The organism is Arenibacter aquaticus (assembly GCF_003957295.1).
Classification (GTDB): domain Bacteria; phylum Bacteroidota; class Bacteroidia; order Flavobacteriales; family Flavobacteriaceae; genus Arenibacter; species Arenibacter aquaticus.
Genome location: NZ_RQPJ01000014.1, coordinates 133,914 through 156,860, shown reverse-complemented (window position 1 = coordinate 156,860; position 22,947 = coordinate 133,914). Strand labels below are relative to the sequence as shown.

Sequence of the window (22,947 nt, the reverse complement as noted above, 5' to 3'; positions counted from 1 at the left end):
GCCCATGTTTAAAGGGAATGTTGCAGCAAAATTTCTATTTGATGCACGATAAATGCCAGAAGTAATTTAATAATTATTTAACATTTGACACAATGGAAATGAAAAATTCAAAGTGCAAATGGAGGCAGTTGATAGAGATTCTGCTACTGATAGCCATCGTAGGCTTATTGGTCTTTGTCATCCTTTTTATTCTTTAAAAAAGACAAGTGGCGTGAACCTTATGGGGTAGCGCTGGGAACATAAAATTTTATACTAATGAAAACTGGATTAATTAACCTAAACTATTTTATATGATGCTAAAGTTTAAATTTTTGATTATTACTTTGGTAATGGTTTGTGCGCAGGATGCCTTTGCGCAAACCAAGACCATAAGCGGACTGGTCTCCGATGAGTCGGGCTTACCATTGCCTGGGGTAACGGTAGTTGTTAAAGGTACCGTTAATGGGACCACCACGGATTTTGATGGGAATTATTCCATTGGAAATGTGGGACCGGAGGATCGTTTGGTTTTTACCTATATAGGAATGGTTAGCCAAACCGTCACCGTAGGACAGCAAACCACTATCAATGTAAACCTAGAGGAGTCTTATGAGTCTTTGGAAGAGGTTGTAGTAGTAGGGTATGGGGTTCAAAAAAAGGCTTTGACTACTGGAGCCAACCTTAACGTAAAGGGAGAAGATATTGCCGAACTCAACACTTCAACGGCCATGGAGGCACTGCAAGGAGTGGCGCCAGGGGTAAGTATAACTAGGAACAACGGGCAGCCGGGTGCTGGTACCAAGGTTACTATCCGTGGTCTGGGGACTATAGGTAATTCCAGTCCGCTCTACATTGTAGATGGTGTGGCCGTGGGCAATATTGATTATTTAAACGGTTCGGATATTGAATCGATCGATGTCCTAAAGGATGCCGCCTCGGCGGCGATCTATGGTTCCAGGGCTGCCAATGGGGTGGTGTTGGTGACTACCCATAAGGGAAGAAAAGGAAGTCCTGCCAGGGTGCAATACGATACCTATTATGGATTTCAAAATATATACAAGAACGTAAGCCCTTTAAATGCCCAAGAGTACATGTATATCATGGACGAGGGTAGGGTAAATGACGGATTGGAGCCAAACGATTGGCAGGCTATATTGCAAAATAACAATTGGCTCAACAACAATTACCCTAACAATTTGGGCACTGAATTGGGTACGGACATTTGGAATATGCTGCAAAATGGTTGGGAAGGTACCAATTGGATAGATGAAATGACGACCAAAAACGCCCCCATTTCAAGTCACTCCGTTAATATTACAGGAGGTGGAGAAAACAGTACCTTTTCCTTTGGTGTTTCTTATTTGGACCAGACAGGGATAATAGGAGGCAATATTACCGATGCCGGTTTTAAAAGGCTTACCGCCCGGATGAACACCGAGTTTGTGCTGTTTAAAAATGAGGACCATAGTATATTGACCGTAGGTGAGAACTTTACCTATACCAACAAGGAAAACAGAAGTGTGGCAACAGGGAATATTTACTGGAACGACCTTCACAATGCCTTGGTTCAAAATCCGTTAATGCCCGCTTATTGGGACAAATCCCCGGATGCAAATGGCTTTACCCCAACTTTGGACGGTTTGGCCAACGATCAGACCAATCCGCTAGCGGTGATGTTCTACAGACATAACTACAGTAATTTGGGGAACAAGGACAATTCTATTGTAGGAAATGTTTATTTGGAATTGGAGCCGGTAAAGGACTTAAAATTTAGGTCGTCCTACGGATTGGATTCATGGTTTGGCCATGGGCGGTCATGGACTCCTACCTACGCCTTGGGCGTCTTGTTTAGCAATGCCAATGATGGGGTGTCCCAATACCAATATTTAGGGGCCAATTTAACCTGGACCAATACCTTATCCTATGAGCGTGTTTTTGGCGATCATAAGATAAATGCCTTGATTGGTAATGAGGTCTTTAAAAATCAGATCAACAATTCGGTAGGGGGTAGTATGGCCAATTCTAGATTTGGATTGCCGGAATATGCTTTTTTGAACAATGTGGACAAGACCGACGTAAACTCTATTGATACCTATGGTGTGGATTGGGCCGCTGGTGGAGGTGGATTGTTATCCTATATTGCAAGAGCACAATATGACTACAAGGAGAAGTACCTGTTGTCTGCTACCATGAGGGCCGATGGTTCTTCCAATTTTGCAGAAGGCAATAGGTGGGGGTATTTCCCATCTGTATCTGCAGGATGGATCCTTACCCAAGAGGATTTTATGGGAGAAGGAAATGGTGTGTTGGACTTTGCCAAGTTAAGGGCAAGTTGGGGACAGAACGGAAACCAGTCCATTGACAATTTTATATACAGTTCCAATATAGCCTACCTTAATCCTGGCTATTATTTTGGAGATACCAAACCTATTTCCGGACCCACTGCTGTACCAGCAAGGGTTACCAATCCTGATGTAACTTGGGAAACCTCGGAACAATTAAATTTTGGTTTGGACACTAGGTTCTTTAACTCCAGACTTAATTTTACCGCAGACTGGTATAAGAAAATTACCAAAGACTGGTTAGTGGTAGCGCCTATACAAGGTACATCCGGAGCAGGAGCGCCTTACATAAACGGAGGTGATATAGAGAATACCGGTTACGAGTTAATGCTGTCCTGGAACGATGATATTGGCGATTTTAAATATGGAGCTACCATAAGTGGGGCCTTTAATAAGAACGAAATCACCAAAATTGCCAATTCTGATGGTATAATTCAGGGGCCAAGTTCAGTATTGTCACAGGGTACCGCTTCGGTTTCCAGAGCGGAAGTAGGAAAAGCTATAGGCTTCTTTTATGGCTATGAAACCGATGGAATCTTACAGACCCAGGAAGAGGTGGACGCCTATGTAAAGCCAACGGATGGTACCCCATACTTTAGCGATCAACGTCCAGGTGATGTTAGGTTTGTAGACCAGAATGCAGATGGTGTTATAGATGAGAACGATAAAAAAATGTTGGGGAACCCCAATCCGGATTTCGAATTGGGTATTCAGCTTAATGCGGAGTATAAGGGATTCTATGCCAATGTTACCCTATCCGGTAAGTACGGAATGCAGGTGATGCAGTCTTACAGGTCTTTTGCAGACCGCTTTGATCAAAACTATACCACAGAAATATTTGGTCGCTGGCATGGTGCTGGAACTTCCAATACCCTGCCCAGATTAAGTTCTGTTTCCAATAGGAATACCAATTGGATTTCTGATATCTATATGCAGGATGCAGACTATTTAAGGATCAACAATTTAACGGTTGGATTTAAATTGGGCGAGTATATTAAGGACCTTAAATTTATCTCGGATATTAAAATTTACGGAGCAATCAACAACCTATACACCTTTACCAATTTCCAAGGTATGGATCCTGAGGTTTCTTTTGGTCATGATGCGGGTTGGGCTTCCGGTATAGACCTTGGTCTGTACCCCTTGCCTAGAACTGTAATGTTTGGATTTAGCGTTGATTTTTAATAAAAAAAAGTAGATGATGAAAAAACTAGTATATAATATATGCATTGCAGCTTTAGTGCTTACTAGCAGTTGCAGCGAGAATTTTTTGGACACGGAAAACCTATACGAAAAAAGTTTAGACAATTTCTACTCAAGTCCACAGGATATTGAAGAGGCCATGTCTGGGGTATATAATGCCTTGTATACAGATGGTGTACACAGTGATGAGGGCATTGCGGCAAACTTGTTGTCCGACATGATGTTGGCAGGAGGTGGTCCCGATGATAAGTCGGCCAAAAATGTGGATAATTTTCAGGACCCTGAAGAAGATACCTATCGTGATCTTTGGGTAGAAACCTATAATGGGGTTACCAGGGCAAATACCATTATAGAGAAGGTTGAGGAGGTAGATTTTAGCGCCTTCTTTGATACCCCTGAGGAGGCAGTGGCTTTTAAGGCCCAGACCATTGGGGAGGCTTATTTTATGAGGGGGTTCTTCTATTTTCGGGCGGCTAAATTCTTTGGTGGCATGCCTTTGATACTTGCCATAAATGATCCAAGGGACGCACCAAGGGCTTCTTTTACGGAAACCTTTGCCCAAATTGCCTCAGATTTTAAAGTGGCAATAGAGACCATGCCATCTACCAATTTTAATAATATCCCAACATCCAGATATGGTCATGCCAATAAATGGGTGGCAGAGGCCTATATAGCTAAGGCTTACCTGTTCTATACGGGATATATGAGCAATATAGAGGGGCAGTCCACTTCCGATCTGCCTTTGGCTGATGGAGGCTCCCTGTCCCAAAACAATATTCTTGCCTATTTGGATGATTGTATCAATAATAGTGGTTATGGGTTGGCAGCGGATTTCAGGAATCTATGGCCTTATTCCTATGTAAACCAGAGCGCGGGAACCACTGTGCTGCCTTGGGCAGAAACAGAAGGTTTGTCCTGGGTGGGACAAGACGGTCATTCCCCCACTTTTGGAACGGGAAATACCGAAACTATGTTTGCACTGAGATATTCTACCACCAGTTGGGGTGAAGGCCAAAAATATAATAACAGAATGCCCTTGTTTTTTGGAATTAGGGACAACTCAATGGTTCCTTTCGGACAAGGTTGGGGCTGGGGTACGGTAAACCCAAAGCTTTGGAACCAATGGGACGACGCAGATGAAAGAAAGCAGGGATCTATTTTGGAACTTGGCAATGCCGATCAAGGAACCGATGGGTACGAAGGGGACAAAGGAGACCATGAGACCGGCTTTTTTAATAAGAAGTACACTACGGTACAACATGAAGACCCAGATGGTGTGGATGGGGTAAAGGGTATGTTTTACTTTTTATATGATATGAACAACGGGGATCCTATGCAGCTGTGGGCCGCCCAAGATTTTATCCTAATGCGTTTTGCCGATGTTTTATTGATGCATTCCGAAATTTCGGGAACAGCTACTGGTCTAAACAGGGTTCGTGTAAGGGCCGGTCTAGGGGAAATAGGATACTCACTGGAAGCTTTAAAGGAAGAGCGTTTGCACGAATTTGCTTTTGAAGGATTGCGGTGGTTCGATTTGGTTAGATGGGGAGATGTAGAAACCGCCTTTGATGATAGTATCAATGTTAACAATTCTGGTATTGATGGCGTATACAAAGTAAACTATCGTCCGGAAACCAAAGGTTTGGTGCCCGTTCCAGAAACAGAGATTAGATTGTCTGGTGGCGTATACGAACAAAACCCGGGCTGGTAGTATAATTGAATTCAAAAAAACATAGACATATGAAAAATAATAGAATAATAATTTTAGGATGGGTCATAGCTTCGCTATTCCTGGTTACGGCAAGTTGTGAGCCTATAGAGGATAGGGATTATTTGGAGAATTCCACAGATGTTGCCGGAGTAGAGTTGGTGGCCACACAAAGTACAGCCGGTGGTAACAAAATTGAACTCAATATGGCCACCCCCGGGGTCACAGGTTATTGGGATTATAATCTGGGCAGGGCTTTCACGGATAAGGTGGAATTTGTATATCCTATTCCCGGTACCGCTACCTTTACCTTTACCGGAACCCTTGGAGCGGAATTTTTTACCAAGACCATAGATGTACAGATCGATCAGTTGGACAGTGCCTTGGATCAGGATTGGTATGATCTGGTGAGCGAGGATACGTCAGCAGGTAAAACCTGGGTTTTTAATGGAGGGCCCTCACCTGATGGTGGAAGATGGTGGTATATGTCGCCCCCCAACGATCCTGCGTCCTGGACCACTGCGTGGTGGAATGCGGCAGGAGATTGCTGTCCTCCCGCGGATGCTAGTGGAAAAATGAAATTTGATCTGGATGGAGGCGCAAATTTCACCTACTACTCCAGTCCTGATGCAACACCGGAAACGGGGAGTTTTGTATTGGATGTTGCAAATCAGACCCTAAAGATCAATAATTCCAATATTTTGGGAGCCGAATCCCCTAGGGGAAATCCAGACGGACTATATACTATTATTTCGTTGACGGAAGATGAATTGGTGCTTTATTTGGACAATAATGACGGGGGTACCGGTTGGACATGGATTTTTAGACCGGAATAATTTGCCGAATGAGTCTAGATTCTTGTGGGATAATGTAGTTGCACTAAGAGAAGTGGTGTAACCAAGCTACTTTGGAAAATAGTACAGCTAACAAGGACATCATCTCATTTTGTACGATCAGATGTACAAAACAAGCTTGTTTCAGTTGGTTAGTTTAGTTTCTTTAATGCCTTGCCGATATTAGGTTAATGTTGGCAAGGCTTTTTGTTTAAGACTCATAAAGAATTACAATTAATTTGAAAATACAAATGATGCATTGGATAATAGGACTTTTGATAATCACCTCCATCTCATGTGGAGGCAATAATGAAGCGGATACTTTTTCGTATACCGATATGGACAAGGAGATGGTTCTGCCCTCAGACCTTAGTGTATCGGTTGAGGTTATGGGGAGTGATGAAGATAATCCCAATGGCTTTGGTACCGGAGAGGTACAGATTATTGCCACGGCAAGTGATGCCGTGACATATGGTCTTGTTGTAGATGGTGGTACCAATGAGATAATAGCTGCAGATGGTAAGTTTAGTTATATATTTAAAGAGGAGGGCAGCCATGATCACAATTTAAGGGTCATGGCCTATTCCGGTACCGGCCATTCAATTGAGCTCACCAAAACGGTGAGGGTATTTGTGGACAGTTATGAGGCCCAGCTGGTATGGTCCGATGAGTTTGATGTGGAGGGTGCAGTCTCCAAGGAAAACTGGAAGTTGGAAACCTTTGCACCCAATAACGGTAGTTGGTGGAATGGGGAATTACAGCACTATACCAATAGGCTGGACAATGCCTATGTTTCGGAAGGGACCCTAAAGATTGTTGCAAAAAAGGAGGAATTCACCACGCAGGGGACTACCAAGGAATACACATCTGCCAGATTAAATTCGCTTTTTAGCTTCACTTATGGCAGGGTAGAGGTAAGGGCCAAGCTTCCCAAGGGTCATGGTACATGGCCGGCCATATGGATGTTGGGGTCCAACATAGAAACAGTAGGTTGGCCTGCATGTGGGGAAATAGATATTATGGAGCATTGGGGGCATGAAGCGGGGAAAATATCCAGTGCTACCCATACGCCATCCTGTTCAGGGGGTTGCCCGGATACATCAGTGGGCACCACAATAATTGCCGACTATGATACGGAGTTTCATGTTTATGCCGTAGAATGGACTAAGGAGGCTCTTAATTTTATAATAGATGGGGAGCATGTTTACACCTATAACCCGGCTATTAAAAACAGTGATACCTGGCCATTTACAAGGGATCAGTTTTTAATTTTAAATGTGGCCATGGGCGGTGACTGGTTTGGAGTTGACCCTAATTTTAAGACTTCCTCCATGGAGGTTGATTATGTAAGGGTGTATCAATAGTTCCAAACCATATGGTACAAAAAGCTCCTATACTTTTGGCTGGTCATTACGGGGACCTACTTGGATAAGGGGTATATGATGTTATTATCTGTATTGCCCCGCAGTCGTATTTAGGGGGCAATGGTCCCAGTGGTCCATAACTGAGTAATGGTAATCTAAGGGAAACCCTACTTTTTATTAGTGAAACTCAATTTTGAGAATTCAGTAAGGCGCACTGAAAATTGAAAGTTGAACCATTCCCGCCTTTTTCGGCGGGATCTAGGTTCAATACCTCGACCCTAGGGTCGATTCCTATTATTGGGTTCAGGGCTTGCCCTGAGGTTTAATACCTTTTATCCAGCAAACTTTGCTGGAACAGTTTAAAGATACGGGTGTATTCATCTGTCCAACTACTGGGTTCTACAAACCCATGTCTTTCTACGGGGTACACGGCCATTTCCCAATTGTGTTTTTCCAGTTCTATCAGGCGTTGGGACAAGCGTACCATGTCCTGAAAATGCACGTTGTCATCTACCATGCCGTGCAGGATCAACAAATCTCCTTTGAGTCCGTCTGCAAAATATATGGGAGAACTTCTGCGGTAGGCCAGGCTGTCGGTGACCGGGGTATTTAATATCCGTGCGGTATAGCCATGGTTATAGGCTGCCCAGTCGCCCACCGACCGGATGGCAGCACCTGCTTTAAAGGTTTCAGGTGCCGTAAACATGCCCATGAGGGTAATAAACCCGCCATAGGAGCCCCCATAGATACCTATTTTATCTGGGTTTATTCCCAATTCCTTTACTAGATAGGCCGCTCCGTCTACCTGATCGGAAAGGTCTTTTCCTCCCATATGTCTGTAGATACCTGTACGCCAATCCCTTCCGTAGCCGGCACTGCCCCTATAATCTATATCCAGTACGGTATAGCCATTGTCTACTAGGAGGTTGTGAAACATATATTCCCTAAAATAGGTGCTCCACCACTTATGGGCATTTTGCAAGTATCCGGCACCATGTACAAATATTACGGCCGCCTTATTTTTTACTGCGGTACTGGGTTGATAGAGTCGTGCATGTACCGCTTTGCCATCCTGGGCTTTAAAGGTGATATATTCCGGATCGCGCCATGGATAGTTCTTAAATTCTTTTGTTGTGGAATAGGTAATTTGCTTCGCAACGGCTTTGGATTTCTTCCATATGGGATTGTCCTGAAGGTAAAGCTCTGTTGGTTTGTTACTGTACGAATGCAGTATGGCCATTTTACGTTCGTCAGGAGAAAGGGTAACCTCGTTACCCCCTGTCATCTGGGTCAGCTGTTGCATTTTTCCACCGCCAAGGGGCATACTATAAAACTGTCGGTCACCAGGATGATTTTTATTGGCCGTGAAATACCAACGTTTCTTATCCTTGGAGATTTGCGGATTGTAGATCTCAAATTCACCAGATGTAAGTGCTTTGGTTTTTTTGGTCATTACATCCTGTAGGTACAAATGTGAATATCCCGTTTTTTCAGATTGGTACCAAATGCTTTTTCCATCGGGCATCCAACCCATTTCACCCCCTCTATAACCGCCAATGCCGGGACCCGCAATCCAAGCTTCGTCATGCTGCCGGTCCAAGGTAGAAACCGTACCGCTCTCAGGGTCAAAGAGTACTATCCATCGGTCCTTGTAATCGTTGCTATTGATGTCCAATACGGCATATTTCCCGTCCTCACTCCACATGGGGCCGTTAATATAGCCTAGTCTGTTTTTATTTTCATAGGTTTTGTCCGGGTAGTCCTTGGTATATTCCGGAACGTAATCCAGGCCTTCCAAACTGTCCAAGACCACTGGATACACCTTTTTGTTATGTACGTCATAAACAAACATTTTGTATTCATTGGGTTCGTTGCCTACCTTGGATCGGGTTTGTTGATTTTCGGTATAACCAGATTTTGTAACGTAGTGGGGTACAATGGTGCCCTCCTTAGCTTTGGGCGACTTTGTACTTAGGTAGGTAATGTATTTTCCATTGGGGCCAATGCTTAGGTTGGAAATAGATGTGCCCTTGGGATCAATGGGCAATGGACCCATATTTTCCAATCGTTTCTTCATTTCCGCAGTAGCGTCTTTTTTTTCTTTTCGGCTACGCAGTACGTTAAATAAACCTAATTGGTCTTGGTATAGCCATTCGTTTTTGGGACTTTTTTTCTTATCGGTTTTGTCCAATTTAATTTTAGTGAGCTGTACCGTACTTCCGGTGGCAATGTCCCAGGTATAAAGGTTATTGTCTTTCTGATAGGCTACTTTGCTGCCGTTGTCCGTAAAATGGGGGGCACTTTCGTATGCTTCGGTATGGGTAATCTGGGTGATGCGGTGGGTCTTAAGGTTCACCATATAGATGTCTCCCCTTTTGGCATATATTTTTAATGTTCTGTCCTGGTTATATACTCCGTTGGGATTTGGTAGGGAATAGGACGTCTTAAAATTGGTCTTTATTGTCTTGGCCAATTTTAGAGGGTAGGCGTATAGGGAGTCGCTATGTGCCTGTTCAGGGTTCCAATCAAAATATAGGGTTTGGCTGTCCAAGGACCATTGGGGATTTGAAGGCAGGTGACCAACAAAGTTGGGACCCTGCATAATTTCTTTGATAGATAAGTTAGATTTGTTTCCCTGCTGGGCAAGGGAGGAGGTAAGGCACAATAGTATGGTGCCGCACAATAGCCAAATGTTCTTCATGTTCTTTTATTAATATGCTAATAGCCTTAGGTATTCCCGTTTTCTAAGAAAGAAAGGAAAGGGTAAATATCCTAATTCTGTGTAAATATCACAACCTTATACAGGATTAGATACAGCTGTTTTAGGGTATGGTAAAAAATTATTTTTAGGCAAGCGCTGTGGTAGCGGGTTGGCTTAGCTGGTTTTCCTTTCTTCAAATTCCGGGCAGTCCAATCGAATATCCGTATTTAGCAATTCCTTGTTGAGCAGCTTGCAAAAGTCTTGATCTCCCTGCTTGCTGTAGAATTTACAACCATAACAACTGCGTTGTACGTTTAGAATACCACTTCTGTTCAATTGGTAGATAAGCTTGCTCAAGGTGCCAAAGAGCAGTTCCAATTCCTCTTGATTGGTGGTTTGGAGCTGAGTCTGTAGGGGATTGGCAAAATCGGCAGTTTCATCAATTATACGTTGGCCTTGTGGGGACAGGCCTATGGAATAACTCCTACTATCACTGGAGGAGTATTGTTTGCTGATCAAGCCTTTTTTGTCCATAACCCTTATGGCATCACTAATGGTAGGTTTGGTAACATTAAATTCCTTGGCAAGGTGACTTACGTTACAAAGATCTGATTTGTGATAAGCCACAAATAGTAGGATCTGTATCTGGATGGGGCTCAATCCCAGGTTTTTTGCTTTGTCCCATAACAATACCTTGAACGCTTCCGATATCCGTTGGAGACCTGCAACAATTTTACTGGAAATGTCCGATTCTTGATGTTCTGGGTTAAAAATACTCTTGTTCATATAAAAGCCTGTCGGGATTTGCCCGACAGGCAAAGTTAGTAATCCTAATTATAGGTAAGGCATTTTTTCCTGCCTTAGTGTATTGGTGTAATCCGGGACCTTAAAAATTAGGAGTCCTAACAAGATAAAATAAAAAAAGTTAAGCTTTTACATCGGCCATGGAAGCACCATAATTAATGTGCAATACATTGCCGTTTGGGGTAACTAGGGCAGGAACAGATTTAACCCCAGCTTTTTCTGCCTCTGGGATTCGTGATTTGTTGTTTCCAAAATGTACAATCTCTACATTTTGTTCTCCGATAAGTTCCAGGATGTCATGTTCTGCACTGACACAAACAGGACAGCCAGCGTGATAAAAAACCGATTTTTTCATTGTTTATATTTTTAGGTTATTGCACTATTGCCATACAAATATAGTAAGGAATCCTAACTAAATGGAATGTTAAGTGTTAATTTTTTTGGAGTCCAGTGTGTAATGGGATAACAATTACACTTTTTTGGGCATTGTGCTATAAGAATGTTGCTATGATAGCCTTACCATTCAGTAACTGGTTGCCGTTATCACGTCATCTTAATTTGTAATGTACTTACGTAGCTTACGTTGTCTGTTGATCCATATATATGATGGATTTTAATATTTTTCCATAAAAAACCTCCTGCCAAGCGGCAGGAGGTTTTTTAGCGTTCCTTTAGAGCTTTGCTTATTGCGCAGCCACTTCTTGGCCATTCCAGGCGTACTTTTCAAAGGGTTTGTCCACAGGGGTTTTGGCAATATGGTTTACGTAGTTGCTTATTACTTTTTGTGAAAGTCCTAGGATAATTTCAAGCAATTGTCGCTCTCCATATCCAGCGGCGTAAAACGCCTGTATGTCCTCTTCTTTTATATTGCCCCTGTTCCGAACTATAGAAAGGGTAGTTTGGTGCAAGGCCTGCAATTTGCTTGTAGGCATTGGCTTTTTGTTGCGCAAGGCCTCTGTAATGCTATCGTCTACTTTCATCATTTTGGCAATGGCAGTATGTGCGGGAACACAGTAGTGGCATTCGTGCTCCACATTAATGGTTTGCCAAACTACCGTAAGTTCTTCCGCGTCAAAGGAAGTATTTTGGAATAGTTGGTGTAAGTCCTGATAGGCTTTCAATAGGCCTGGGGATCCGGCCAATACACCGTGAAGGTTAGGGATACTGCCCCAAGCTTTAAGGGAACTCTCCAATAGGGGCTTGCTTTCTGCCGGTGCAGATTCAATGCTGTGATTTGTTAATGTACTCATCGTTATTGTATTTAAGGATTAATTTAAAATATATCTAAGCAACTGCTTAGTTTAGGGTTAAAAAAAATGTTAGATGTTCATAAAGGTAATTTCGATTATATCGTCTAGCTCACTTTGCTTAAAAACCTTGGAGGCTACCGATATGCCCAAAATGCAGTTCATAAGGTAGTTGGCCTGTTTTTTTGCCAATTGGGGGTTTTTGTTTGGGTCCTGCAATAGGTTGTTAAGGAACAGTTGTTTGATGCCATCCGCAAATTTTGATAATTCTTCCATTAAAACTGGATCTGATTCCTTCTTAATTTCATTTACGGTATTGGTAACCAGACAGCCTTTGTTTACATTATTTTCACGGGCAAATTTTAGAAAGTCATAGAAGTACTGTTTAATTCCTTCTTTCCCGTTTTGGGATGCCTGCAATTTATCGGTAATGCATTTTATCCTTTTTTTATAGGTATTGATGCTTTCTAGAAATACCCCGTGCTTGCTGCCAAAACTAGCATAGATGGAAAATTGGTTAATGCCCATTTCCTTTTCCAACATACGAACAGAAGTGGCCTCATAGCCATTTCTCCAGAAAAGGGCCATGGCCTTGTCTATTACTTCTTGTTCATTATATTGTTTTTTTCTAGCCATTGCTTCTAAACTACGCAACAAAACTAAGCAGTTGCTTTGAAACGGCAAAATGATTTAAGAATTATTTGGCAATCGGAGGGCTGAAAGTAACGAAAAGTGTTATTTTATAAGGCAATTCACTTATAGGTGGCCTTGGAGCTGCTAAACAATACCCTTGTATTTTTGTTTAATATATGATCGGGCAGTACAAATGCTTCCTAACTTTTTTGCCCTACAGACTTTTAGGTATGCCTTAAAATTTATTCCATTTTTCGGTCTTTTGCCAATTCAATGACCATCTTATCCAAACACTTGACTTGTTTCCTAATGGGGTTTATAATTTCTTCTATCCCATAAGCTCAAATGCCCTCATCAATCAAACGGGAATTAGGGTTTGGACTTGCGTTATTAAAGAATGTTATATTTTATTTTAAGGAAGGTTGTAGGCTGTTGTTCTTGGTTGATGCCCCCAATAATCGGGCGGGAGCTGTTTTTGCTTTTCTTAGGGGATGTAATTGTCTTTACATTTGTCATGTACCTACTGCAGTTATCAGCTACTATTATGGTTTTTATTTTTGGTAAGTCCGTATAGTATATTGATCGGAAAAATAACTTGGGCTAAAATGATAATAAAGCAAATCACGGAAATAAGTGAGCTAAGCAGGCTGTTGAACTCATACTCCCTTATAGGTCCCCTATAAAATTGAGCCAAAAACATTACAAGTAAAATTCCGCCAATGCTCAAAGCTGTGTGAATGATGCTCAGCCATGTAGATAGCTTTTTGTTGTATTTTTCCATGATCCAATACCCCAGTCCAATGCAGCCGAACAGGAAGGACAGCATATAGGATAGATCGGTATACCGAATAACATAATAGGTATCGTAAATATTAAGGTCCCAAACCTCGTTGCCCAGTAACGCTCCATAAGTCAGAATAATGGGAATACTGGGTAAAAAAATCAGGTGTGGTTTGTAAAGGGAACAGTTCATTTAATCCAATGCTTAGGGTTGCCATTTATGTGAGTAGACCAACATCGGAAAAGGATGCGGTGGCTTAAGGAGTGCATACTTATAGGCTTTCATTCCAGGGTTTTATAAAAAATCCCGCTAATTTTTCCTCTTCAGTGAATACCATTCGCACTTCAATGTCCGTATCGGTCTCAAAATATCCCTTAAACCTGTAAATCAAATATTTTTCGCCACTAAGGCCGCGCAGCAGGGATTTAAATTGAAGGTCTCTATAGTCGCCAAAAAGACTTTTAATTTTTTTATAGGATGCTTTTTGAACGGACTCGTTCAGCCCTTCTACCATTTGGGTAGTAGCTTGTTTTTTTGTTAAACTATAATGACCATTATTTTTTTGGGCGGTGAGTATCTCATGGCCCAATTGCTTTATGGATGTAATTTTATCCATATCCAATTTAGATTCCTCCACTTTAATAAAGTCGGGAGTTGACTGGCAGCTGACCGATGCCAAAACAAAAAAGAATACTGCCGAATACATAAATGTCCTCATTTTTACTTATTTTCTAATAATTGGTACTGTTTGGGGCATGTCCGTTTAGGGGCTCGCACTAAGAGTGTAATACTTGGCCAATAACAATGGGGGGAATAATTAAGCTAAAGTTACATTAATTTTTTTATAGCTGTATGCAGTTTCTTATGGGGTTTGTAAAACTAACGATGTCCATTCGTTTCACAGGACTGCTAGGTGTGGTAAAGCAGTCCTAATAAATTGTAATGGAGAATATTTATGCTGCACCTTTGTAAAAGTTCTGGGCATTTGGTCAGGGACCTTTTGGAATGCTAGGGTTTAGTGGGGGGTATTTATACGCCAACAAAAAGGATTGCTCATATTTTATACCTCATGGGCAGGTCTGCCCTTGCTGATCAGGCGGGCGTCCAAAATGGAGACAGGAGTGATTTTTAGTTGCTCCATGGATTTTTTTCCGATGTAATGGAGCGTCGCATTTTCAAGGAGGTATCAGTGACTTGGTATAAGGATATTTTTAGGACCGCAGATTTTTGTGTTATTAAAAAATTATTAGATTGTCAAAATTGCATCTATGATTCAAAAAATTACTTGTTTACGGTTTTCTTCGGCTTTTGGTCTTGTGTCCTTGGTATTTCTACTGACTTCAGCTGTAAAGGCGCAGGACAGTCCGGAACTCAAAATTGGAGGGGCCTTACGTTTTAATTATAATCTCTCTTCATGGAAGGAAGGTCAGAAAAATCGCGGTGGGGATTTTGGTTATGATATGTTTCGGATTAATGCTGAAGCAGCTTATAAGGAAGTGTTTCTTAATGCCGAATACAGATTATATGCAGAAGGGTTTGGAGGGGGATTTCTAAAGCAGGGGTGGGTAGGATACAATTTCAATGAAGTAGATCAAATTCATATTGGCTTAACACAGGTTCCTTTTGGAATTCAACAGTACAATTCCCATAACTGGTTTTTTAACCTATCCTATTATGTAGGAATGGAAGATGACCACGATATGGGGGTGAAGTACTTGCATACAGGGGAAAAGTTTGAATATCAGCTGGCATTTTTCAAAAATGCGGAGGAATTGAGATTCGGCAACAATACTGAAACTTCCCCCAACCGCTATTCCTATGATATCACAGGTAGGAACAAAGAAGTAAATCAGTTCAACGGAAAATTTATCTACAAATTTGGAGAGGAAGCTGCCAGTAGATTGGGTTTTTCCTTGGAATATGGCGGACTGTATAACTTAGATACCCAAGAAATGGGAGATCATGCTGCATTTGCCGCCCACTATGAAATTACGCATGGAACATGGAATGGGAAGGCCCAATTTATAGTGGCTTCGCACAATCCTGAGAATGCAGAGGGGACGTCCAGGGATGCCATTACCATGGCGGCTTATGGGACACCTTATAAAGTGGCTTCCGATTTTAACATGTATTCTTTGGCAATTACTAAAAATGTTGGCGTAGCATGGGGGCCGATTACCAATTTACAGTTTTATAATGATTTTGGCTTTATGCAGAAAAAAGCTTCCGGATTCACCGATTCATATATGAACGTAACCGGATTTTTGGTTTCTGCCGGAAATGTTTATACTTATTTTGACTATGCCGCAGGATATAATCATTCCTGGTTGGGCGGAAATTTTGTGGACGATTTCTCTGTAGGCAATCTGGATGCCAAATGGGAAGCAAGGTTCAACATTAATATTGGCTACTATTTTTAGCTTTTATACATATTTTTTACGCATTTAGAAATTACATTAAAAACTACATATTTTATGGCTAAGAAGATTATTAGGAGTGATGAGAAACAATCCATATTTGGATTGGATGTGAATGGTCCGGTATTTTTTACTTCGGCCATTACCATCATCATCATTATAACATTGACCCTGATGTACAAGGAGAGCGCCGAGCAATATTTTACCGCCATCCAGGATTATGTTGCAAGAAAATCGGGTTGGTTTTTTGTATTGAGCGCTAATGTTTTTTTAATATTTATGATTTATCTGGCCTTTAGTAAATATGGGCAGTTAAGAATTGGTGGGCAAAGTGCAAAACCCGAATTTAAAACGATTTCTTGGTTTGCCATGCTGTTTAGTGCCGGTATGGGAATTGGGCTGTTGTTTTGGAGTATTTCGGAACCTATTTATCATTTTATGAGTCCGCCAATGGCAGATGGCGGAACTGCCGAAGCAGCCAACGAAGCCATGAAATTTACTTTTTTACACTGGGGTTTTCACGCCTGGGCCATTTATGCACTGGTAGGCTTGTCCTTGGCATATTTTACCTATTCACGGGGTCTTCCACTCACCATTAGATCTATATTTTATCCATTTTTAGGGGATAGGATCTACGGGAAAATTGGCGATGCCATAGACATCTTTGCCGTACTTGCCACCTTGTTTGGTCTTGCAACATCCTTAGGTATGGGCGTTCAACAAATTTCGGCAGGATTGTTTCACCTTTTTGGAATAGATAGCGGGGTACAGACGCAGATTATATTAATTATTGGAATAACCTTGGTTGCGACCATTTCCGTGGTTTTGGGAGTGGATAAAGGGGTGCGGGTTTTGAGTGAATGGAATATGAGAATAGCGGTACTGTTCCTATTGGTGGTATTGATATTGGGACCTACTATTTTTATTTTTAAATCCTTTGTACAAAACACTGGGAATTACCTATCAGGTTTTCTTGAAATTGCCACCTGGACAGAAAGTTACAGCGATTCCAATTGGCAAAATACTTGGACCATTTTTTATTGGGGATGGTGGATTGCCTGGTCTTCTTTTGTGGGAATGTTTATTGCCCGTATATCCAAAGGACGAACCGTTCGTGAATTTATTCTAGGGGTGTTGATAGTGCCTTCTATCGTCACTTTTTTTTGGATATCTGCTTTTGGGAGTACTGCGGTGCATCAGGCGCTTCTTGGAGATAATACAATTGTGGATGCCGTTAACGATAATGTTGCCACCGCGCTTTTTGTGTTTCTGGAAGATTATCCATTTGCCTTCGTATTGAATATTATTGCCATCGTCTTAATTGCAGGTTTTTTTGTTACTTCCTCCGACTCCGGATCTTTGGTAGTGGATAATTTAACCTCTGGGGGTAAAATAGATGCTCCAGTAGGCCAAAGGATCTTTTGGGCCATAGGGGAGGGAAGTGTTGCAGCAGTGCTGTTATTGGGCGGGGGACTCCAAGCGCTGCAAACGGCTACCATAGTTACGGGATTGCCCTTTGCCGTTATTCTCATTATCATGTGCTTCTCGCTATACAAAGGTCTAAGCGAGGACCTGAAAAAACTAAAAAAGCGGGAGACCCAAAAAGAACTTGAGAATTACGAGGAAATAATATCCGCTATCGTAAAAAAACGAAATGTAAATCAGCAAAAGAACATTAAATAATCTTTATAATGACTGAAATTAATAACATCTTAGTGGCCCTGGACCTTTCCGATATTGATAATACCTTAATTGATTATGCTTCATTTATCGCCGAGTCCCTCAAGGTTAAGAAAGTGTATTTTGTGCACAATATTAAAAAATATGAAATTTCAGAATTATTTGAAGAACAATTAAGAGATCTAAACATGGACGAAATTATTGGTGATGAACTAAATGAAAAAGTGAGCGAGAAGTTTACAGCTTCATCCGAATGGGAGGTACTTATTTCAGAAGATCCCTATTCTGAATCGCTCATCAATTATATTGTAAATAAATATGAGGTACAGCTTGCGTTGATCGGAAACAAAAACAGGTCGAAAGGTACTGGAGTGGTCAGTGGAAAATTGTTACGGTTGCTTAAATGCAATATTCTGTCGGTTCCTAAAAATGCGCAACCGCTTATTTCCAATATCTGGGCCGGCACCGATTTTTCATCTGCTTCCAAAAAGGTATTTTCAGTGGCGGAAACTTTACAGGGAATTACGGGAGCCAAGGTTAAGGCGGTACACGTTTACAATGTTCCTGTTCAATTTTCTCCCTATATACCCAAAGAACACCTGGATGTTAAGATTGAAGGCCACCTTAAGGAAAAAAGTGGGAAATTCATTAAAAGGATTGGGTATAAAGGGGATTTAACAACAGAAATAATACCTGGGAGGGATACGGGGGTTGCAGAAAAATTGAGGGTCAAAGCCAAATCCTCCAATGTAGATCTTATTATAGTTGGGGATAAAGGCAAGAATACCTTTTCCTCCTTGCTTGTAGGCAGTGTAACCGAGGAGCTCTTTAATGAGGATCTGGAAGTGCCCTTGTGGATTGTAAAATAGTTATTTACATACGACCAAGGGGCAAATTTAAAGTTTGAACATTTTTCTATAGTCCAACCCTATCATTATGGTTTCTAAGGAATCCCATGGAATTTTGGCATTATAAACTATCGTCATATACATAGATTTGGACCAAAGTGTATTTAGGGCATTGTGTACGTTATTTTAGGTGATCAAAAATCTTTTTAAACCTTTTGGGAAGTTCATCTTTTAGATAGATTTCTTTCTTGGTAAAGGGATGTGTAAATTGTAAAGAATAGGCATGTAGGTATAGGCCCTTACCCTTTAGGATTAGGTTCTCCATCCCATAATCTTTATCTCCCAATATGGGGTTTCCAATTTGTGCCAGATGTTTGCGCAATTGATGCCTTCTTCCCGTTAGGGGCTCTAATTGTACCAGGTTGAGCTTTCCAAATCTTTCTGAAGTTACAGATTCGCAAAGTGTAAAATTGGACTGGGATTTTTTGCCATCAATTTCGGAGGTGATGGGCCCAACAGCCTTCATTTCACCAATGGTTATGGCATAGTAGGTTTTTTTAACCTCCCTGTTTTCAAATATTTTATTTAAGGCCCGTATGCTACTGCGGGTTTTTCCTATCAATAAAATACCGGTTGTAGCATAATCCAAACGGTGAACAGGATGTGCTGTGGTTGCATCAGGGAGCGGACTTTTTTGTAGGTTCTGGGCCAGGGCGTTGGCAATGGTTTTAAAGCTATTGCCACTGACCAATATTCCGGCAGGTTTATGAATTGCCGCTAAGTAATCGTCCTCAAATAATACTTTAAGTGTAAGCTGCAGTTTTTTCTTGGGAGTGACTTCTTCTAAAATAGATAGACTTATGCGTTCACCACCCCTTATATAGGTAGCCGAACTGGCCACATCCTCATTTACCCGAATATACTGTTTCTTAAGGGCTTTTTTTAGGGCGGATTTTGTAGAAACGGCATCAAAAATACCCACACCGTACTCTTGGAGTCTTATAGGATGTGGTAGTTTGGGAACAATATGGATTTCTGTTGGTTTAATGCTGTTTTTGTATGGGTGTCTCTATAAGGGTAAAATTAAGGATCTTTTGGGGAATGTTAGTACCTATCACAGCAGGTTTTGTACTTATTGCTATGGTAGCAGTAAGGTGTCTGTCTGGCTGTATAGGCAGGCTCGCAGCAGCGGGGAATATAATCTTGAAGTGACAATTCCATTTAGATGTAGTGGCCTAGGAATTAACCCTGGTTAAAACAAAAATATCAGATCAGGAGAAGTAACTATGAATCATAGCTATTGCGGCCCGTTATATTCTGTTTTTTTTCTTGATATATCTTGTTTAGTTTACGGGTGAATGCTTCTAATTCTATCGTAATAGAATTTATAAGATCAGCATATTCCATAAATTTCTTTTTGGTTAGATCTTTATCAGATTGAATTAAATTGTTTAAGCCAAGCATGGTTGTTACTGGTCGTCGTAAAACGTGAGAAATATCATATGAGATTTGTTCCAAAGCAGCTTGGTATTCAAAATGGTGTGATACATCTGTGAAGGAGCTTAAATCACAGTTTCACCGCTTTCTAGTTTAACCGGACTTCCATTTATTGCGTGCCAGCTATACCCTGTGTCCTTTTTTACGCGATATTCAAAATAAAGTGGTTCTTCATTTTCAACACAGTAGTCTAAAGCACTTTGTAGACCTTTTACATCATCAGGATGTATTAGAGAAAATCCTATGTTGGGGTTTTCAATCCATTCTTCAATATTAGTGTTGGGGTGAAGTTTTTTCATACCATCACTGAGAAAAGAAAACTTGGGAACCTTTGCCGTATCCATTGTCATTTCAAAGAGGCCAATAGGAAGATTCTCCGTGAGCTTAATCAGTCTGTCCGTACCAAATTCTATAGTTTTGATAAGACCATTAATCATTTTGGACGATTCTATTTTTTCCATTGCCTTCTTGGCAAGAATCTGCAGCGCTTTTTCATGGTCTTTTGAAAACTCTCTTGGTTTATTATCGATAATACATAAGGTGCCCAAGACCTTATTTTCTTTGGTAACCAGGGGTGCTCCAGCATAAAATCGAATATTTGGATACCCTAAAACCAATTTATTATCAATAAACCTAGGGTCTTTTGTAGCATCGGTCACTACTAGGACTTCATTTGGTTTATGCATAGCATGCTGGCAAAATGAATCTTCAATTTTGGTTTCATTTAAATGAAGCCCCTTATTGGATTTAAACCACTGTCGCTTACCTTCAAGTATTGTAATTAAGGATATAGGGGTATTACAAATTATCGATGCAAGTTGGGTAATTTCATCTAGTTCTTGATCTGGCTTGGTGTCTACGAGCTTAAAAGAATTAATGTCTTCCAATCTTTTATTCATCGTCTATGTTATTAATTAATCAATTCATGGTTTTTAAATTAATTCCATGCTATTGGTAATAGGCACTGCAAAGGCAGTCGGTTCAGTATATCAGCCATGGCATATAAACAAAAGCTAGGAAACCATAACAAACGGCTTTTCCAATTTATTCATTATTATCAATTTACGCAAATGGAGAAGAAATAGAGATTGTCCAAAATAAAAAGGTATGGCCAGCTAGTTTGGATTTTTGCGTGGTTTTGAGGCTATACATTACTCCCATAAACGTCCACCCGTAAGTAGGCAATTACCTTATTGCCATGCTAAGGATAGGTAAGCTCGCGCTAGCCAACAGTTTTGGTCATAGCAAGATTATGTTATTGTATGCGGTTTTTTTATGAATGACCGTTTGAATTTTATAAGGATTCTGGCTTGGGAATTAACATTTTAAATAATTTATTATCATGTAAATTTTCAAAATGTTTTTCATTCAGCAATTCGTCTTCCAGGGTGTCCGACAATTCGAGTGCCCTTTTTATATCTCTTAATGCTTCCGTTTGCTTATCCAGTTTGGAATAGGCACAGGCACGCTGCCAGTAGGCCAGGGAATACTCATTGTCCAGCTCAATAGCATTATTTGAAAGATTCAATGCCCAACGTACTTCTCCTATTTCCAATAGAGCATCGGCCTTATAGGTCATGGCTTCTATATCATCCGGTTTTATATCTAAAATTTCATCATATACCGAAATCTTATCCTCCTCACTTTTTTCCAGCCCGACCCGCATCCATAACGAGTGAATGGAATTGGTGTCTGTTATATTTTTTTGTGTTTCTATGATGACCTTGGAACGCTCTGTCATTTTCTCCTCTATCTGTTGTAGACGATTCTCATAGTCGGACGTAAGCGTTTGTATTTTCTTCGCCATATCAATCTTTAGACTCTTTTTTATATCGTTCAAGGAGCGCCATCCTAAAAGCACCAACAGTGATGCCGCTGCAGTGATGATGTAAAAAATGTTGTTTATGGTGCTTGTGGTATAATCAATTGATCTATCGGACGACTCTAATTTGGCCTCAGCAACCTGTTTGGTAACCTCTGCCCTCAAACTCTGATTCTCCTGTCGTAAACTTTTTATCTCATCCAGGATATATCTTTCTATCAATGGCCTGTATAATGGCTGCTCTAAAGAATCTACTTGAACCGTATTTTGTGGAAATAAAGTAGCTGGTACAGTAAACAATAATATTGCTAAAAATAATTTTGCCATGCTGGTATTGAGGTATTTATAATTTAATTTGGCCGCAAGGTTTATAAAAATTTTGACGCGACCAATTTTTCATCTTTTTCCTTTTCGCTTTATGAAAGCAAACCCGGGATAATAGCTTTTTGTATTCTTAAAAAATTTGGGATTTTCTCTATTTATTGTTTATAAACAAGGGTCTTGTGAAAGAAAAGAAGGGTAGTTAATGGCAATCCTTGCGTACTTCGTAAAAGTGTCTATGCTGTGGGTTTAGGGATGATTTTTTGGTGCTTTTAAAAAGAAATGAGTTAAACCGGCAACCTGGCAGGATACAAATGCTAAGCCATTCCAATATTGGTTAATAAGGTAGCTGCTTGTTGGCAAATAGTTATTATTATGGTAGTAGCAAGATTTCTACTTAACAGCCTTGGCAGGCTGGAGGGAGGGGAGCACTCATTTTTCAATCAACAAAGGTTTCTTTTATAACTTCTTTACATTTTTCAATTTCTAATTTGGTTAGCCTGTTAAAAACTCGGATAACCCTAATGATGTCTACTGTCCAAATTTGGTCAATCGCAATCATTCCCTTTTTCTTATTGTGTTTAACTGCTACCCTTGTTGGATATTGTTGAGGTTTGTAGTCATAGGGGCAAGGACAATCGTTTTCAGGTATTTGTTCATCTCATCTGGTGAAATGACAACACAGGGTCTTGTTTTTTTATCTCGCTTCCTAATGTTGGGTAGTAGTTATGGTTATGGCCCGGGAACAGACAGTACCAAAAACAGCA

The 22,947-nt window shown here is 40.8% G+C and carries 18 protein-coding genes and 1 pseudogene; 7 read left to right on the top strand and 12 right to left on the bottom strand.

Features of this window, described 5'->3' with window-relative positions:
• Positions 1 to 290: 290 nt before the first annotated feature.
• From EHW67_RS14060 to EHW67_RS14045, 4 genes are all read left to right on the top strand, one after another.
• Positions 291 to 3,506, top strand: a complete 3,216-nt coding sequence (locus EHW67_RS14060; protein ID WP_126163024.1) for a SusC/RagA family TonB-linked outer membrane protein — start codon at positions 291 to 293, stop codon at positions 3,504 to 3,506.
• Between the two features lie 13 nt (positions 3,507 to 3,519).
• A complete protein-coding gene (locus EHW67_RS14055) occupies positions 3,520 to 5,235 on the top strand; it encodes a RagB/SusD family nutrient uptake outer membrane protein (protein WP_238389947.1) in 1,716 nt (571 codons plus the stop codon).
• A gap of 29 nt (positions 5,236 to 5,264) precedes the next feature.
• Positions 5,265 to 6,068 (top strand): hypothetical protein, encoded by an 804-nt coding sequence (locus EHW67_RS14050; protein ID WP_126163023.1) that lies wholly within the window; start codon positions 5,265 to 5,267, stop codon positions 6,066 to 6,068.
• Positions 6,069 to 6,316: 248 nt separating this feature from the next.
• Positions 6,317 to 7,429 carry a glycoside hydrolase family 16 protein gene (locus EHW67_RS14045; RefSeq protein ID WP_126163022.1) on the top strand — a complete coding sequence of 371 codons (1,113 nt, stop codon included), beginning with the start codon at positions 6,317 to 6,319 and terminating at the stop codon, positions 7,427 to 7,429.
• Positions 7,430 to 7,751: 322 nt separating this feature from the next.
• Here the strand turns inward: EHW67_RS14045 and EHW67_RS14040 are convergent, their stop codons facing one another.
• The 8 genes from EHW67_RS14040 to EHW67_RS14005 form a co-directional block, all read right to left on the bottom strand.
• Positions 7,752 to 10,130 (bottom strand): prolyl oligopeptidase family serine peptidase, encoded by a 2,379-nt coding sequence (locus tag EHW67_RS14040; protein ID WP_126163021.1) that lies wholly within the window; start codon positions 10,128 to 10,130, stop codon positions 7,752 to 7,754.
• A gap of 174 nt (positions 10,131 to 10,304) precedes the next feature.
• Positions 10,305 to 10,916, bottom strand: coding sequence for a MarR family winged helix-turn-helix transcriptional regulator (locus tag EHW67_RS14035; RefSeq protein WP_126163020.1), 612 nt, complete (start codon positions 10,914 to 10,916; stop codon positions 10,305 to 10,307).
• Between the two features lie 139 nt (positions 10,917 to 11,055).
• Positions 11,056 to 11,289: a thioredoxin domain-containing protein gene (locus EHW67_RS14030; protein WP_126163019.1), complete on the bottom strand. Its 234-nt coding sequence runs from the start codon at positions 11,287 to 11,289 to the stop codon at positions 11,056 to 11,058.
• 328 nt (positions 11,290 to 11,617) lie between these two features.
• A complete protein-coding gene (locus tag EHW67_RS14025) occupies positions 11,618 to 12,184 on the bottom strand; it encodes a carboxymuconolactone decarboxylase family protein (RefSeq protein ID WP_126163018.1) in 567 nt (188 codons plus the stop codon).
• 69 nt (positions 12,185 to 12,253) lie between these two features.
• Positions 12,254 to 12,817, bottom strand: coding sequence for a TetR/AcrR family transcriptional regulator (locus tag EHW67_RS14020; RefSeq protein WP_126163017.1), 564 nt, complete (start codon positions 12,815 to 12,817; stop codon positions 12,254 to 12,256).
• Positions 12,818 to 13,056: 239 nt separating this feature from the next.
• Positions 13,057 to 13,146, bottom strand: coding sequence for a DUF2200 family protein (locus tag EHW67_RS21020; protein ID WP_126163192.1), 90 nt, complete (start codon positions 13,144 to 13,146; stop codon positions 13,057 to 13,059).
• A gap of 200 nt (positions 13,147 to 13,346) precedes the next feature.
• Positions 13,347 to 13,787 (bottom strand): hypothetical protein, encoded by a 441-nt coding sequence (locus EHW67_RS14010; RefSeq protein WP_126163016.1) that lies wholly within the window; start codon positions 13,785 to 13,787, stop codon positions 13,347 to 13,349.
• A gap of 79 nt (positions 13,788 to 13,866) precedes the next feature.
• Entirely contained in the window at positions 13,867 to 14,313 is a 447-nt protein-coding gene (locus EHW67_RS14005) for a hypothetical protein (RefSeq protein WP_126163015.1), read from the bottom strand.
• 550 nt (positions 14,314 to 14,863) lie between these two features.
• Between EHW67_RS14005 and EHW67_RS14000 the strand changes: the two genes are divergently transcribed.
• From EHW67_RS14000 to EHW67_RS13990, 3 genes are read left to right on the top strand one after another with little or no spacing between them, the layout of a single operon-like run.
• The gene (locus tag EHW67_RS14000; protein WP_126163014.1) at positions 14,864 to 16,015 is read left to right on the top strand and encodes a hypothetical protein; all 1,152 of its coding nucleotides are present in this window, start codon (positions 14,864 to 14,866) and stop codon (positions 16,013 to 16,015) included.
• A 54-nt stretch (positions 16,016 to 16,069) separates the two neighbouring features.
• Entirely contained in the window at positions 16,070 to 17,695 is a 1,626-nt protein-coding gene (locus EHW67_RS13995; protein WP_126163013.1) for a BCCT family transporter, read from the top strand.
• An 8-nt stretch (positions 17,696 to 17,703) separates the two neighbouring features.
• Positions 17,704 to 18,561: a universal stress protein gene (locus tag EHW67_RS13990; RefSeq protein WP_126163012.1), complete on the top strand. Its 858-nt coding sequence runs from the start codon at positions 17,704 to 17,706 to the stop codon at positions 18,559 to 18,561.
• Positions 18,562 to 18,721: 160 nt separating this feature from the next.
• Here the strand turns inward: EHW67_RS13990 and EHW67_RS13985 are convergent, their stop codons facing one another.
• The 4 genes and pseudogenes from EHW67_RS13985 to EHW67_RS20935 form a co-directional block, all read right to left on the bottom strand.
• The gene (locus EHW67_RS13985; RefSeq protein WP_126163011.1) at positions 18,722 to 19,522 is read right to left on the bottom strand and encodes an RluA family pseudouridine synthase; all 801 of its coding nucleotides are present in this window, start codon (positions 19,520 to 19,522) and stop codon (positions 18,722 to 18,724) included.
• A 580-nt stretch (positions 19,523 to 20,102) separates the two neighbouring features.
• A complete protein-coding gene (locus EHW67_RS13980; protein WP_126163010.1) occupies positions 20,103 to 20,936 on the bottom strand; it encodes a GAF domain-containing protein in 834 nt (277 codons plus the stop codon).
• 395 nt (positions 20,937 to 21,331) lie between these two features.
• Positions 21,332 to 22,186 (bottom strand): tetratricopeptide repeat protein, encoded by an 855-nt coding sequence (locus EHW67_RS13975; RefSeq protein WP_126163009.1) that lies wholly within the window; start codon positions 22,184 to 22,186, stop codon positions 21,332 to 21,334.
• A 433-nt stretch (positions 22,187 to 22,619) separates the two neighbouring features.
• Positions 22,620 to 22,929 (bottom strand): annotated as a pseudogene (locus EHW67_RS20935) (type II toxin-antitoxin system PemK/MazF family toxin).
• Positions 22,930 to 22,947: the final 18 nt, after the last annotated feature.